Raw genomic sequence first — 13,831 nt, forward strand, 5'->3', positions numbered from 1 at the left:
CTCAGAACTCGGGATCCCAGTCGACCACGATCAGGTTGGCCTCGAAATCGACCGATTTGACGAAGTCCGGCTGCACGAACGGAATCATCCGCTCGCGGTCACCCCGGACCACAACCACGTCATTGGCGCCGGTGCTGAACAGGTGCGAAACCTGGCCCAGGGCGACGCCCTCGGTGGTCGTCACATCCAGGCCTTCCAGGTCCACCCAGTAATACTCATCGGGCTTCGGCGGCGGCAAGGCACTGCGGGCCACGTAGATCTCGGTGCCGCGCATCGCTTCGACCACATCGCGATCCTCGACCCCGGGAAAACGGGCGACCAGGTGCTTGCCGCTATCGCGGCCGCGCACACCTTCAACCGTGGTTTCCACGCCGGATGGGCTGCGCACGATCCACGGCTGGTAACGGAAAATGGCGGAACGTGGCTCGGTCCAGGACTCGAGCTTGATCTCGCCGCGCACACCAAAAGCGCCGACAACCCTGCCCAGCAGGATGCGGCGCTCGATATCTTTCATCTGCTTCAACCAAGAGGGCCACGCCGAAGCGTGGCCCGTCAGGATCAGGCCGCAGCGGCCTGGGACTTGGTCGCTTCCTTGATCAGGTTGCGGACCTTGTCGGTCGGCTGGGCGCCGTTCTTGACCCAATGGTCAACGCGGGCCAGGTCCAGCTCGATGCGCTTCTCGGCGCCCTGGGCGACCGGGTTGTAGAAGCCAACGCGCTCGATGTTGCGGCCGTCGCGCGCGCTGCGCACGTCGGTGACGATGATGTGGTAGAACGGACGCTTCTTGGCGCCGCCGCGGGTCAGTCGAATCTTGACCATGGTGTTTTTCCTATTGCCCAGTCGCCAGGATGGCGAGGTAAGCGGGCGATTATAGCGGCAGATCGCGGCCGGGCCAACCCCGGGGATGAACTCCCGGGGTCAGATCCCCTTTGCGGCGCAAAAGGGATCTGACCCCAATTTGTCCCAGGCCACCGCCGCCAGCACCGCCCTGCCCTGTTCAGCCAGCGCCTGGGAGCCGGCCAGGGCATGCCCGTCAATGGCCTCCAGCGCCCACAACCCGCTGGCGTTGCAGGCAAAAGCCGCCTTCACGCCGGCCAGATCGGCCAGCCGCAGCGGCTGAGTGGCCTGAGGCCCCGGCCAATGCTGCTTCAGCAGTGCCTCGGCAGTCCCGCGCAGGGCCGGCGCCTGCGGCCAGAGCAGCCGTTCACCATCGTGCACGGCCAGATTCCAGGTGCTGCCTTCACTCACGCCGGCATCGGCGGTGACGAACAGCACATCGTCGAATCCTTCCGCCATCGCCGCGCGACGCTCGGCGAACAGGCCGAAGGTGCCCACATGCTTGATCTGCGGCATCTCGCGCTGCCAGGCCACGCTGCGCACACGCTTGGAGGCGGTCAGCGTCATCGGCGCGGACACCGCCACCAGGACGTCCACCGGCACCGCCGCCAGCGGATTGCGGAAATCAAAACGGCGCGAGTACACGGTCACCCGCAGCGAGGCATCGGCCTGCCCTGACTGCTGCAATGCCTGCGCCATCCACGCCTGCACCTGCACCGTGTCCAGTTCGCTGCCGAACAGTTCGCGCGTAGCCTGTGACAGCCGCGCCAGATGCAGGCCCAGCCCCTGCACTGCACCACCACGCACCTGCAGCGAAGTGAAGTGGCCATAGTTCACCAGCGCCGGCAGCAGGTCTTCCACCTGTGCCGGCAGGCCGTTGCAGGTCAGCGTCATCGCAGCAATGCCTGCGCCTGTTCCCACATGCCGCGCAGCACGTCGGCGGCCGGCTGTGCCGGCGCCATCCATGCTGACTGCCCGGCCCAGGCCTGCATCGCCGCCAGACGATTTTCCTGTGCCGCTTGCCTGCGCATCGGGGCGGTCAGGCCGCGCTGCACCGGGTATGGACGCGGCGCGGGGGCGCCTTCTGTGGCAGCGGCGCGCACATAGGGCGTCGCCAGGCCACGGCCCAGGCGACCACTGAAGGCGCGGGTCGGCCAGGTGTCTTCCGGTTCGCTGGCGGCCAGCCCATCGGCCCACGCCGAAGCGATCGCCGCTTCCGGCGTGCGCAGGAAGGCGGTGCCGATCTGCACCGCACTGGCGCCCAAGGCGAGTGCGGCAGCGATACCACGGCCATCGGCGATGCCGCCGGCGGCAATCACCGGAATCTGCAGGTGATCGGCCAGGCGCGGCAGCAGCGCGAACAGGCCGACCAGCTGGCGCTCGGCCATCGCCGGATCGAAGGAACCACGATGGCCGCCGGCCTCCGCGCCCTGCGCCACCACCGCATCGGCACCGGCGTCCTGTGCCGCGCGCGCCTCGGACAAGGTGGTCGCGCACGCGATCCAGGCAATGCCTGCATCCTTCAACTGCTGCACGTGGCGCGGCAACAGCACGCCCATGATGGTCGAGGCCACCGCAGGACGCGCCGCCAGCAGTGCGGCAAACTGTTCCTCGAAGTCGGCCGGCGTGGCCTCGGCGGCGCTGGCCGGCACCTCCGGGCCCCATTGCGCCAGGAAGGCGCGGCTGGCGGCCTCGGCGGCAACGTCACGGGCCGGTACAGGGTCCGGCACCCACAGGTTCACCTGCGCCGGACCGCTGGAGGCTGCGCGGAAGTCATCCATCCAGCGACCGATATCGGCCGACGACGACAGCACCGCGCCCATTGCGCCCATGCTGCCGGCGTTGGCCAGCGCAGCCGACAACGGTACCGGGCAGGCACCAGCCATCGGTGCCAGCAGGATCGGAACGGAAACGCCAAAGCGCCGGCAAAACGCCTCGGCGCGGGAAGTGACAGCGGACATCTGCGTGGGAAGCCTATCGTTTCGGACAGGCCCCCATGGTGCGCGCTGGACGGGGCTGGCGTCGAGCTTGCCCGGCGGCCCGTTGCGCCGCCTGCGCGGCGTCGCCCGAGCGTCGGCCCGGGCGCTACATCAGATTGCGGATGGGGCCGTCATCAACGGAACGGCATGCCGCGGCCGCCCATGGCGCCCATCATCCCCTTCATGCTGCGCAACATGCCCTTCATGCCACCGCCGGCCATCTTGCTCATCATCTTTTCCATCTGCATGTACTGCTTCATCAGCTTGTTGACGTCGGCCGGCGTCACGCCCGAGCCCTTGGCGATGCGCGCGCGGCGCGAGCCGTTGAGCAGGTTCGGATTGCGCCGTTCCTTCTTGGTCATCGAGCTGATGATGGCGATCATGCGCGGCACTTCCTTGCCCTGGCTGACCTGCTGCTTCAGATGGTCGGGGATGTTGCCCAGGCCCGGCAGCTTGTCCATCAGGCCGCCGATGCCGCCCATGTTCTGCATCTGCTCGAGCTGGTCACGCATGTCGTTCAGGTCGAATTTCTTGCCCTTGGCGACCTTCTCGGCCAGCTTGGCGGCCTTGTCCTTGTCGACCTGCTGCTCGACCTGCTCGACCAGCGACAGCACGTCGCCCATGTCGAGGATGCGGCTGGCGATACGGTCCGGGTGGAACACGTCCAGGCCTTCCGGCTTTTCACTGACACCGACGAACTTGATCGGCTTGCCGGTGATGTAGCGCACGCTCAGCGCGGCGCCGCCGCGGGCGTCACCGTCGGTCTTGGTCAGCACCACGCCGGTCAGCGGCAGGGCATCGCCGAAGGCCTTGGCGGTATTGGCCGCGTCCTGGCCGGTCATGGCGTCGACCACGAACAGCGTTTCGGCCGGATTCACCGCAGCGTGCAGGGCCTTGATCTCGGCCATCATCGCTTCGTCGATGGCCAGGCGGCCGGCGGTATCGACCAGCAGCACGTCGACGAACGACTTGCGTGCATCGTCGATGGCTGCGCGGACGATGGCTTCCGGCTTCTGGTCGGCGCTGGACGGGAAGAACAGCACGCCCACCTGCTCGGCCAGGGTTTTCAGCTGCTCGATCGCGGCCGGACGGTAGACGTCGGCCGAGACCACCATCACCTTCTTCTTGCGCTTTTCCTTCAGGTGCTTGGCCAGCTTGCCCACGGTGGTGGTCTTGCCGGCGCCCTGCAGGCCCGCCATCAGGATGATGGCCGGAGCGGGCACATTGAGGTTCAGGTCGCTGGCTTCAGCGCCCATCACCGCAGTCAGCTCGTCGCGCACGACCTTGATCAGCGCCTGGCCCGGGGTCAGCGACTTCAGCACTTCCTGGCCAACCGCGCGCACCTTGATGCGCTCGATCAGGGCCTGCACCACCGGCAGCGCAACGTCGGCTTCGAGCAGCGCGATGCGCACTTCGCGGGTCGCCTCGCGGATGTTCTCCTCGGTCAGGCGGCCGCGGCCACGCAGGCGCTCGATGGTGCCGGAAAGGCGCTGGGTCAGGGACTCGAACATGCGGCGCAACCTGTCTGAAAGCGGGGGACAATAATGTAGACAGTATAACGGGTCTGGCTGTCTCCCCGGACTGCGGCCACGGGGCCGTCGCCAGCATCACGGGGGTATGCGAAACTGCAACGATGACAATCGTTCTCATCGCCGTCCTGCTCTACCTGGCTGCCAGTGCCCTGCTGGTGCGCGCGCTTGGCCGCGATGAGACGACCGGCTCCCCCATCTGGCTATGGCCGGCCCTGCCCGCCATGCTGCTGCACGGCGGCTACCACGTGATGGTGGCGATGCGCACCAACGGCGGGCCGGACATGCACTTCTTCGCCGCACTGTCGCTGGTCGGCCTGGGCATGGCCTGGCTGACTTCGCTGGTCGGCGCGCGCGGGCGGATGTCGGCGCTGGGCGTGGTGGTGTTCCCGCTGGCCGCCGTGCTGCTGCTGGCCTACCACGGTTACGGCCACGAACCGAGCAAGGTGCTGGGCTGGCGCCTGGCCAGCCACGCCTGGCTGGCCCTGCTGGCCTACGCCACGCTGAGCATCGCCGCGCTGCTGGCGATCATGCTGTGGCTGCAGGAACGCGCCCTGCGCCGCCGCGAGTTCCGGCCTTGGCTACGCGCGCTGCCGCCGCTGGCCGACCTGGAATCACTGCTGTTCCGGGTGATCACCGTCGGCTTCGCGCTGCTGACCCTCACCCTGGTCACCGGGGTGCTGTTCGTCGACGACCTGCTGGCGCAGAAGCTGGTGCACAAGACCGTGCTGAGCGTGCTGTCGTGGATCGTGTTCGGCGTGCTGCTGATCGGCCGCCGGCGCTACGGCTGGCGCGGCATGAAGGCGGTGCACTGGACGCTGGCGGCGATGCTGTTGCTGCTGCTGGCCTTCTTCGGCAGCCAGTTCGTGATCGAACTGGTGTTCGGGCATTCGCGATAGGCGGTGTGCCGACCAACGGTCGGCACCCACCGGCGCTACCGTCAAGGCTGGGCCAGGATCTTCCGCACCGAACGACCACTGTTGGTGACGATGTCATCAACCTGCCAGCATCCCTGCCCGTGGCGCACCATCGGCAGGCGGGTCAGGTAGGCCTTCTTCCACACCGAATAGCGCATCTCGACCTGGCCGGCGGAGGCCGAAGCCTCCTTCCAGCTGTAGCGCACCGGGGTTTCGATGTCACCGTCCTGCGCATCCAGCCACGGATCCGAATCGATTGTGCAGATGCCCTCTTCGCGCTGCTGGCAAGCGCGCTCTCCGCGCAGTGCCTTGCCGAAGGCAGGGCTGACCAGGGCCGGGGGTGGCTCCAGCAGATCACCGTTGCCCGTCGTTGCCTGGTAGAAGGCGCGGGCCACCGCCTCTGGTTCCTGGCAGGCGAGTGACGCCTGCACGGTGGGGGCAAGCAGCAGCCCGGCGATCATCAACATCCATGTCTTTCGCATGTATTTTTCCCTGAGGTAGTGCCGGCCGCTGGCCGGCAATACAGGATCTCCCGGTGCTGCCGGCCAGCGGCCGGCACTACCCGATATCCGGCCTACAACCCGTAACGCTCGATCACGTCCAGATGCGGCTGGCGATCCTGGTCACAGGCTTCAGCCAGGCGCAGCCAGCAATGCGGATGCGGCCACGTCGCGGTGTGCTGCTGCAGGAAGCGGTGCAGTGCCAGCGGTGCGTGGTCCTGCGGCTGGGCCACGGTGAACAGCAGGCCGGGCAGCGTCCCCTCTTCCACGTCGGGGTCGGTGACGGTGTAGTCCGGCCGGCTGTGTGACCACACCTTCCAGCCCTGTGCCTCGGCCGCCTCGACGAAGGCATTCCAGGCCTCTTCGCCCGGGTGCGCGCCATCGATCATCCAGCTGCGGGCGAAACCGCCGCGCTCCAGTACATGCACCTGCGCATAGGTCGGGATGAAATGCTCGCGTGCTTCCTCCTCCTCCGGGGCCGGATGCACCAGCGCGGCATCGAACACCACCCAGTCACCCACCTGCTGGGCGCGGTTGGACGGCGCGTTCTCGACGATGCGCGCGGTCACCGGACCGCTGCGACGGGCGTAGTACTCCATCGGTTCGCCGTTCTCTTCGCTGCGGATGATCACCCAGCCCCACGGCTCCTCGACCACGCCATCCTGGCTCGACAATTCCATGCCGATCGCCGCCGCCGAGCGGCGCACCGCGTCCCAGTCGCGCGCCGCGCTGGCTGCACTCATGTGGTCCCAATACGCGGCATTGGGCTCCTCCAGCAGCTCCACCAGCTGTGCATAACAGGCCTGGGCCTCGCTGAAACGGCCGGTTTCCATGTACATGCGCGCCAGCGTGCCGCGCGCGCCGTGCGAGCCCGGAGACAGCTCCAGAAGCGATCGGGCCGCCTGCTCCAGCGCCGGCCAGTCGGACACGCGGCGTGCACGCTGCACCTCGCACCAGTGCGCGAACACCGGCACGCTGCCGCGATAGAGATCGGCCAGCTGGCGCAGTCCGTCGTCGTCGCCCTGTTCGGCCAGCCAGCGCATCAGCGTGTAGGCCGCGGGGCCATCGTGCTGGGTATGGCCGCGTACGAACCGCCACAGCAGCGACCGCGCCTCGGCCTGCGCGCCGCAGGCATTCAGCGCTGAGGCAGCCATCTCGGCAAGCGCCTCGTCATCGGGCAGCTCGGCATGCGCCTGCAGCAACCACTGCGCTTCGCGCTCGGGATCGCGCGACTGGTTCTGTTCGCCCTGCGCGTCCAGCCATGCCAGCAGCTCGCCCGCCGGCACCGGCAGCGGCGCGACGTCCGGCAATGCCTCGATGCGCGCGGCCAGGCCGGCCACCAGCGCCGCAGCACCCCGATCCTGGCGCAGCTGCGCCAGATGGGTGCGGGCCAGTTCCAGCTGCCGCAGTGCGACCCAGCGCGCGCCACGCTGCAGCGCCAGCTCCAGGCTCAGCGCCGCGACTTCGATCAGCAGGCGGTGCGAACCGACCCGTGCGAAGTGCTCGATGATGGTGTTGAAGCGCGTGCCCAGATCCCACGTATTGCGCGCGGGATCACGCTGGCACAGTGCTGCGGCGGTGTTTGCCCACAGCCGCCAGTAGTTCGGGGTCAGCTCGCTCCACGGCACCAGCTGCTGCAGCGCCTCTTCGTCGCGGCCCAGCTGGGCCAGCGCCCAGGCCTTGGACAAGCGACGCGGCACCGTGCAGTTGGCCGGTTCGTACTCCCCGGAGGCTGCCACTTCGGCCTCGCGCTTCTCGATCAGCGCCAGTGCCTCGTCGGCGCGGCCGACAGCGAGCAGGATCTTGATCTGCATCTCGGGGAAGCTGTCGAACACTTCCTTGCCGCAGGCTTCCACGGCATCGGCCTGCACCTGCAGGTAATCCAGCGCCTCCTGGCCACGGCCATCATCGAGCAGCGCATCGGCCTTCTCGCAGCTCAGGCACTGGAAACAGGCCCAGCTCGGATCGATGCGGCCAAGGGTTTCGTCGCAGACCTCGATGCGCTCGGGCACCCAGCCCGGGCCATCGATGTTGCCGTAGCAGGCGGCCAGGTCCTGGGTCACGCAGATCGACTGCGGGCATTCCAGGGTGTCCTCGCGGTGCGCGCGCTCGAACAGCGCTACGGCTTCGCCGAGTGCGCTCTCGCCTTCCACGCGGTTGCCGACGCGGTTGCGCAGCGCCCAGTGGCCGACATAGACGTCAACCCAAGGGTTGTCCAGCGCCTTGCCCAGGGCGCGTGCTTCGGGCAGCAGGGCATCGACGCGGTCGATCTGCAGTTCACTGACCTCGTCGGCGAGACGGTTCAGCAGGTGCGCGTTCTGCGCCTGGCCGGCCTGGCGCAGGTCACCCTGCAGCTTTTCGACCCAGTTCCAGATGTCCATGGGGATAATTGCTCCTGTCTAGCGAAGGCTGGATGAGAGGGTGCGGTGCTCAGCGCAGCATCTGCTGCAGGGCACCGGCGATATCGGTGAAGGCACCATTGAGATCCGGGCCCGGCGTAGCGGTCGCGCGCGCCAGCGGGCGGCCCTGCGCGGCGACGATGACTTTCAGCGAGCGCAGCAGGCGCGCCGCAGCCTCGGCCTGTGGGTGGCCCTCGCGCTGGGCGCGCAGCAGTGCCTGCACCGCCGGGTTGTCGAGGTTGAGGTAGAGCCGCGAGGGTGCGCGTGATTCGATGCGCGCGGTGAACTGGCGCGCCAGGCGCAGCGCGGCCATCGAGACGCGCTTGTCGTTCTCGTCGTCTTCCAGCCGCTGCTTCAGCTCGGCCTCGCGGTCGGGCACCACCACCACCGGCAGCGCCTCCGGGCTGAAACGTGCGGGCAGCAGCTGCTCGCCGTCGCCCAGCTGTTCGCGCAGCCACGCCAGCTGCGCCTCGTCGAGGCTGTCATCACTGCGGAACAGTGCGCGGTTGCCCTGCTCGGTGCCGAGCTCGACCAGGCGCAGGCCCTTGGCCTGGGCCCAGCGCCGCAGGAACGGCACCACCGCGTAGCGATGGCCATGCGCGACCGGTACGCCCATCGCGCGGAACAGCATCTCTTCAAAGCCGCCGCCGTTGTCGAGGATGACATGCACGGCACCGCGCGCCGGCAGCGCACTGGCCGGCAGGTCGCCCTGCGAGGTCGGTACCCGCACATGCTCCATCAGCAGTTCGAACAGGCGCTCATCGCACAGTGCCGCACCCAGCAGGGCCTCGTTGTGGCGGGTCAGCACGCGCCGCCAGGCTTCCGGTTGCTGCTTCGCAACGTCGGCCAGGCCGTCGATCAGCGCCTCCAGCAGTGCATGCTGCACCGCGCGGTACTGGTCATCGCGCTGCAGGTCTTCGCGGCTGGCGGTGGGCGTCAACCGCGAGGATTCGATCACTCCGCCGATGAATCCGGCCCACGGCGGCAACAGGTCGCGCGCGTCGTCATCCAGCAGCATCCCACGCACGAACACCGACAGGTTGCGGTTGTCGCTGGTGCCATAGGTGGCGCCATCCTGCACCCACAGCAGGCCAGTGGCATCGCTGTTGCCATCGGCGCGCAGCGGCACGGTGACGATCGGTTCGAAATCGTGCTCGAACCGCGCTGCGAACTGCAGCGCCTGCCGACGCGCCTGCACCGGATGCACGGCGACATCCCCCTGGCCGCGCCACGGCGGCGGCTCGGGATTGAGCGCCTCGCCCGCAGCACCGATGAAGATCGGCTCGGACAGCAACGCGCAGTAGCGGCCCAGCACCTCATGCAGGCGCGCCTCGTTGGCCAGCGGCAGAAAGTCCGGATGCAGCTCCAGCTCCACCTCGGTGCCGACCGCGCGTGCAGGCACTTCGCTGACGGTGTATTGCTCGGCGTTGCTGGACACGTACAGATGGCCCAGATCCGGCGCCTGGTACGAGGTGGTTCGCACACTGACCCGGCGCGCCAGCACGAAGGCCGACAGGAAGCCGAGGCCGAACATGCCGATCAGCCCTTCATCGTCCTCACCGCCCTGGCGCAGGCCACGGGTGTAGCCGACGCCGACGGTGGCCAGGTAATCGTGGATCTCCTGGCGGGTCAGGCCGGCCCCAGTATCGGTGATGCGCAGCACGCCGGCACCGGCATCAACCTGCACCGAAATGCGCGAAGGCACGTCAACACCGGGCTGCTCGATGCGGCGGCGGATGATCGAGTCATGCGCGTTCTGCACCAGCTCACGCAGCGCCACCACCGGGGTGGAATACAGGTGCTTGCCCAGCACCGTCATCAGTCCATTGAGATCGACCCCGGCGCGACGGATCTCGGCGTTGGGGGCGGTGAGTGCGGTGTCCTGCATGTAATCGTTTACTCCTGGGCACGGAAAGACGCCAGAGGGCGTCTTCGTCGAGCGGGAAAAACTAGCACAAGGAAGCTGACCGTTGCCGTGATTGACGTTTGCAGGGCCGGCCTCACGCCGCGTCGATGGCCTCGGACAGGCGTTCCACCGCGATCACCTCCATGCCTTTCACCGAACCGCCCTTGGGCGCATTGGCCTTGGGCACGATGGCGCGCTTGAAGCCATGGGTGGCGGCCTCGCGCAGGCGGTCTTCGCCATTGGGCACCGGGCGGATCTCGCCGGACAGGCCCACTTCACCGAAGGCGATGGTCTTCTCCGCCAGCGGCCGATCCTGCAGCGACGACAACACCGCCAGCAGCACCGGCAGATCGGCGGCAGTCTCCTGCACGCGGATGCCACCGACCACATTGACGAACACGTCCTGGTCGCCGACCAGTACGCCGCCATGGCGATGCAGCACCGCCAGCAGCATCGCCAGGCGGTTCTGCTCCAGGCCGACCGCGACACGGCGCGGGTTCGACAGCGGCGATGCATCGACCAGCGCCTGTACCTCCACCAGCAGCGGCCGTGTGCCCTCGCGGGTGACCATCACGCAGCTGCCCGGTTGGTGGGTGCTGCCGCCGGAGAGGAAGATCGCCGAGGGGTTGGAGACCTCCTTCAGGCCCTTGTCGCCCATCGCGAACACACCCAGCTCGTTGACCGCACCGAAGCGGTTCTTGAACGCGCGCAACAGGCGGAAGCGGCTGCCGCTCTCGCCCTCGAAGTACAGCACCGCGTCGACCATGTGTTCCAGCACGCGCGGGCCGGCGATGCCACCCTCCTTGGTCACGTGGCCGACCAGGAACACGGCAGTACCGGTCTCCTTGGCGAACCGCACCAGCCGCGCCGCACTCTCGCGGACCTGGCTGACCGAACCCGGCGCAGCGGTCAGGCTCTCGGTCCACAGGGTCTGCACCGAATCGGCCACGATCAGCCGCGGCCCAGCCCTGGAGGCATGCTGCAGGATCGACTCGACCCCGGTCTCGGCCAGCGCGTTGACCCCGTCCAGTGGCAGCTCCAGGCGGTGCGCGCGGCCGGCCACCTGGGCCAGCGACTCTTCACCGGTGACGTACAGCACCGGCAGTTCGGCCGCCATCTTCGCCACCGCCTGCAGCAGCAGCGTCGACTTGCCGATACCCGGGTCGCCGCCCACCAGCACCACCGCGCCTTCGACCAGGCCACCACCCAGCACGCGGTCGAACTCGCCGATGCCAGTGGAGACCCGGCGATGCTCGGTCTGCTCCACGTCCTTCAGCGCGGTGATCTTCGGCGGATCGATCTTGCCGGCCCAGCCCGCCCGCCGCGACGCCGGTGCCTTGGCCGCCGCCGCGCTCTCCAGCACGATTTCAGACAGCGAGTTCCAGGCGTTGCACTCCGTGCACTGGCCCTGCCATTTGCTGAATTCGGCGCCGCATTCATTGCAGACGTAGGCGGTGCGGGCTTTGGCCATCGGATGATTTCCAGCAACGGGAACAGGCGTGGCAGGATAGCCGAGCCCGGTCGCAGCTGCTGCGACCGCTCAAGTCCTGCCCACCCGCGCCGATAGGGGTCGCGGGCGTGCGCCTTGCGGGCGCCCCCTTCCTCCCCCACTGGATTCAACATGACTGGCAGTTACAGTCAGAGCCTGGTCATCATCTCCCTGCTGGTGGCCATTCTTGCTTCGTACACGGCGCTGGACATGGCCGGGCGCCTGGCCACCGCCGAGGGCCGCGTGGCCCGCTGGTGGCTGGCGGGGGGTGCGGCGGCGATGGGCCTGGGCATCTGGTCGATGCACTTCATCGGCATGCTTGCCTTCGACCTGCCGATTCCGCTGGGCTACGACCTCGGCATCACCCTGTACTCGCTGACGGTCTCGATCGGCGCCTCCGCCTATGCGCTGTGGCTGGTGTCGCGCCCCACCCTGCCGTGGCGCCGGCTGTTGGCCGGGGCCGTGCTGATGGGCCTGGGCATCGCAGCCATGCACTACCTGGGCATGGCTGCGATGCGCATGCAGCCCGGCATCGACTACCACCCGGGCTGGTTTGCCGCCTCCATCGCGGTGGCCATCGGTGCCGCTGGCGCCGCCCTGTGGATCGCCTTCCGCCTGCGCGCCGAGCAGCGCCACACCCTGCTCCTGCGCGTGCTCGCATCGCTGGTGATGGGCCTGGCCATCGTCGGCATGCATTACACCGGCATGGCGGCGGCGCGCTTCCCCGAAGGCAGCATCTGTGGCGCCGTCGGCAGTGGCGGCATCGACACGCGCTGGCTGGCCGTGCTGGTGATCGTCACCACCGTGGCCACGCTGGGCATCGCCCTTGTGGCCTCGCTGTTCGACCGGCAGATGCGCGTGCGCACCGGGCTGCTGGCCGATTCGCTGGCGCACGCCAACGACAAGCTGATCCAGGCGGCACTGCATGATCCCTTGACCCAGCTGCCCAACCGCATGCTGCTGCAGGACCGCATCGAGCAGGCCATCGAGAAGGCGCGGCGCCGCAATCATGCGGTGGCGGTGATGTTCTGCGACCTGGATGGCTTCAAGGCGGTCAATGATGCCTATGGCCACCAGCTTGGCGACCGCCTGCTGGTGGCGGTGGCGCAGCGCATCGGCGGCCTGCTGCGCCCGCAGGACACGTTCGCCCGCCTCGGCGGCGACGAGTTCGTGATCGTGCTGGCCATCGATATTCCCGACGATGCGGTAGTGGTGGCCGAGCGCATCATTGCCGCCGCCGGTGAGCCGTTCACGCTGGATGCGGCCGAACTGCAGGTCAGCGCCAGCCTGGGCATCGCCCTGTATCCGGATGACGCCAGCAACGAGCGCGAGCTGATGGCGCACGCCGATGCGGCGATGTACCACACCAAGGAGACCGGGCGGAACGGCTATACCTTCTTCACCCCCTCGATGCAGCTCAGTGCCAATCGCCAGCTGCGCCTGCTGCAGGACCTGCGCAAGGCCATCGCCCGCAACGAACTGATCCTGCATTACCAGCCCAAATTTCCGGCCGCGGGCGCACCGGCCACCGGGGCCGAGGCGCTGCTGCGCTGGCAGCACCCGGAGCTGGGGCTGCTGGCACCGGATCTCTTCATTCCGATCGCCGAACGCAGCGGCCTGATCCTGCCGATCGGTGACTGGGTACTGGACCGGGCCTGTGCGCAACTGCGGGCATGGCACGATGCCGGGCATGCGGAATGGACAATGGCGGTGAATCTCTCGCCGTTGCAGTTTGCCTCGCCGGCACTGCTGGACAGCGTGCGCGAGGTGCTGGAGCGGCACCGGATCGAACCGGCACGGCTGACCCTGGAGATCACCGAGACCACGGCGATGAAGGACGTCGATGCCAGCCTGGCGATCCTCAGCGACCTGACCGCAATGGGCGTGCACATCGCCATCGATGATTTCGGTACCGGCTATTCCAGCCTGCTCTACCTCAAGCGGATGCCAGCCACCGAACTGAAGATCGACCGTGCGTTCGTGCACGACCTGGAGCGCAATGACGAGGACGCCGCCATCGTCTCGTCAATCATCGCGCTGGGCCGCACCCTGCAGCTGCAGGTGGTGGCCGAAGGCGTGGAGACCCAGGCGCAGCGCGAGTACCTGAGCGAGCTCGGCTGCGACCAGCTGCAGGGCTACCATCTGGGCCGGCCGATGGAGGCCGAAGAGTTCCTGCGCCGGGTGGGGTGAGGCGCGCGGCTCCCCCACGCACGGGGTGGAACCACGGGTAGAGCCGGCCGCTGGCCGGCGTCCCGCGATTGCCGGCCAGCGGCCG

11 protein-coding genes are annotated in these 13,831 nt (G+C 68.2%); 2 read left to right on the forward strand and 9 right to left on the reverse strand.

The genetic code is table 11. The features are described from left to right. Nucleotide 1: 1 nt before the first annotated feature. From rimM to ffh, 5 genes are all read right to left on the reverse strand, one after another. Entirely contained in the window at nt 2-514 is a 513-nt protein-coding gene (gene rimM / locus AC5P7X_RS07245) for a ribosome maturation factor RimM (RefSeq protein WP_329841592.1), read from the reverse strand. A 44-nt stretch (nt 515-558) separates the two neighbouring features. Continuing rightward, complete coding sequence (rpsP, locus tag AC5P7X_RS07250) at nt 559-819, reverse strand: 30S ribosomal protein S16 (protein ID WP_005415733.1); 261 nt, start codon at nt 817-819, stop codon at nt 559-561. Between the two features lie 99 nt (nt 820-918). Further along, the gene (locus AC5P7X_RS07255; protein ID WP_188248309.1) at nt 919-1,731 is read right to left on the reverse strand and encodes an aminotransferase class IV family protein; all 813 of its coding nucleotides are present in this window, start codon (nt 1,729-1,731) and stop codon (nt 919-921) included. Then, nucleotides 1,728-2,798 carry an NAD(P)H-dependent flavin oxidoreductase gene (locus tag AC5P7X_RS07260; protein WP_070489277.1) on the reverse strand — a complete coding sequence of 357 codons (1,071 nt, stop codon included), beginning with the start codon at nt 2,796-2,798 and terminating at the stop codon, nt 1,728-1,730. Before AC5P7X_RS07260 ends, AC5P7X_RS07255 begins: the two co-directional genes overlap by 4 nt. Nucleotides 2,799-2,950: 152 nt before the next feature. Then, nucleotides 2,951-4,327, reverse strand: coding sequence for a signal recognition particle protein (gene ffh / locus AC5P7X_RS07265; protein ID WP_005408591.1), 1,377 nt, complete (start codon nt 4,325-4,327; stop codon nt 2,951-2,953). Between the two features lie 122 nt (nt 4,328-4,449). Here ffh and AC5P7X_RS07270 point away from each other — a divergent pair, with 122 nt between their 5' ends. Then, nucleotides 4,450-5,244 (forward strand): cytochrome C assembly family protein, encoded by a 795-nt coding sequence (locus tag AC5P7X_RS07270; protein ID WP_005415730.1) that lies wholly within the window; start codon nt 4,450-4,452, stop codon nt 5,242-5,244. Nucleotides 5,245-5,285: 41 nt separating this feature from the next. Here AC5P7X_RS07270 and AC5P7X_RS07275 read toward each other — a convergent pair whose 3' ends face one another. From AC5P7X_RS07275 to radA, 4 genes are all read right to left on the reverse strand, one after another. Continuing rightward, nucleotides 5,286-5,744 (reverse strand): YqhG/Tai3 family protein, encoded by a 459-nt coding sequence (locus AC5P7X_RS07275; protein WP_495214675.1) that lies wholly within the window; start codon nt 5,742-5,744, stop codon nt 5,286-5,288. 92 nt (nt 5,745-5,836) lie between these two features. Then, nucleotides 5,837-8,143 (reverse strand): tetratricopeptide repeat protein, encoded by a 2,307-nt coding sequence (locus AC5P7X_RS07280; RefSeq protein WP_171958145.1) that lies wholly within the window; start codon nt 8,141-8,143, stop codon nt 5,837-5,839. A 49-nt stretch (nt 8,144-8,192) separates the two neighbouring features. Then, on the reverse strand, nt 8,193-10,049 hold the full coding sequence (locus AC5P7X_RS07285) for an ATP-binding protein (protein ID WP_053498505.1): 1,857 nt from the start codon (nt 10,047-10,049) through the stop codon (nt 8,193-8,195). A 112-nt stretch (nt 10,050-10,161) separates the two neighbouring features. Then, entirely contained in the window at nt 10,162-11,538 is a 1,377-nt protein-coding gene (radA, locus tag AC5P7X_RS07290) for a DNA repair protein RadA (protein WP_005408586.1), read from the reverse strand. A gap of 150 nt (nt 11,539-11,688) precedes the next feature. On the opposite strand from radA, the gene AC5P7X_RS07295 reads away from it, so the two are divergent. Then, the gene (locus AC5P7X_RS07295) at nt 11,689-13,746 is read left to right on the forward strand and encodes a putative bifunctional diguanylate cyclase/phosphodiesterase (RefSeq protein WP_495214677.1); all 2,058 of its coding nucleotides are present in this window, start codon (nt 11,689-11,691) and stop codon (nt 13,744-13,746) included. Nucleotides 13,747-13,831 lie beyond the last annotated feature (85 nt).

It is taken from the genome of Stenotrophomonas sp. YJH_SMC_53, from assembly GCF_059369995.1.

Excerpts from the sequence above, each read along its gene's own strand:
- rimM (WP_329841592.1), bottom strand. The coding sequence starts at position 514 with ATGAAAGATATCGAGCGCCGCATCCTGCTGGGCAGGGTTGTCGGCGCT.
- rpsP (WP_005415733.1), bottom strand. The coding sequence starts at position 819 with ATGGTCAAGATTCGACTGACCCGCGGCGGCGCCAAGAAGCGTCCGTTC.
- AC5P7X_RS07255 (WP_188248309.1), bottom strand. The coding sequence starts at position 1,731 with ATGACGCTGACCTGCAACGGCCTGCCGGCACAGGTGGAAGACCTGCTG.
- AC5P7X_RS07260 (WP_070489277.1), bottom strand. The coding sequence starts at position 2,798 with ATGTCCGCTGTCACTTCCCGCGCCGAGGCGTTTTGCCGGCGCTTTGGC.
- ffh (WP_005408591.1), bottom strand. The coding sequence starts at position 4,327 with ATGTTCGAGTCCCTGACCCAGCGCCTTTCCGGCACCATCGAGCGCCTG.
- AC5P7X_RS07270 (WP_005415730.1), top strand. The coding sequence starts at position 4,450 with ATGACAATCGTTCTCATCGCCGTCCTGCTCTACCTGGCTGCCAGTGCC.
- AC5P7X_RS07275 (WP_495214675.1), bottom strand. The coding sequence starts at position 5,744 with ATGCGAAAGACATGGATGTTGATGATCGCCGGGCTGCTGCTTGCCCCC.
- AC5P7X_RS07280 (WP_171958145.1), bottom strand. The coding sequence starts at position 8,143 with ATGGACATCTGGAACTGGGTCGAAAAGCTGCAGGGTGACCTGCGCCAG.
- AC5P7X_RS07285 (WP_053498505.1), bottom strand. The coding sequence starts at position 10,049 with ATGCAGGACACCGCACTCACCGCCCCCAACGCCGAGATCCGTCGCGCC.
- radA (WP_005408586.1), bottom strand. The coding sequence starts at position 11,538 with ATGGCCAAAGCCCGCACCGCCTACGTCTGCAATGAATGCGGCGCCGAA.
- AC5P7X_RS07295 (WP_495214677.1), top strand. The coding sequence starts at position 11,689 with ATGACTGGCAGTTACAGTCAGAGCCTGGTCATCATCTCCCTGCTGGTG.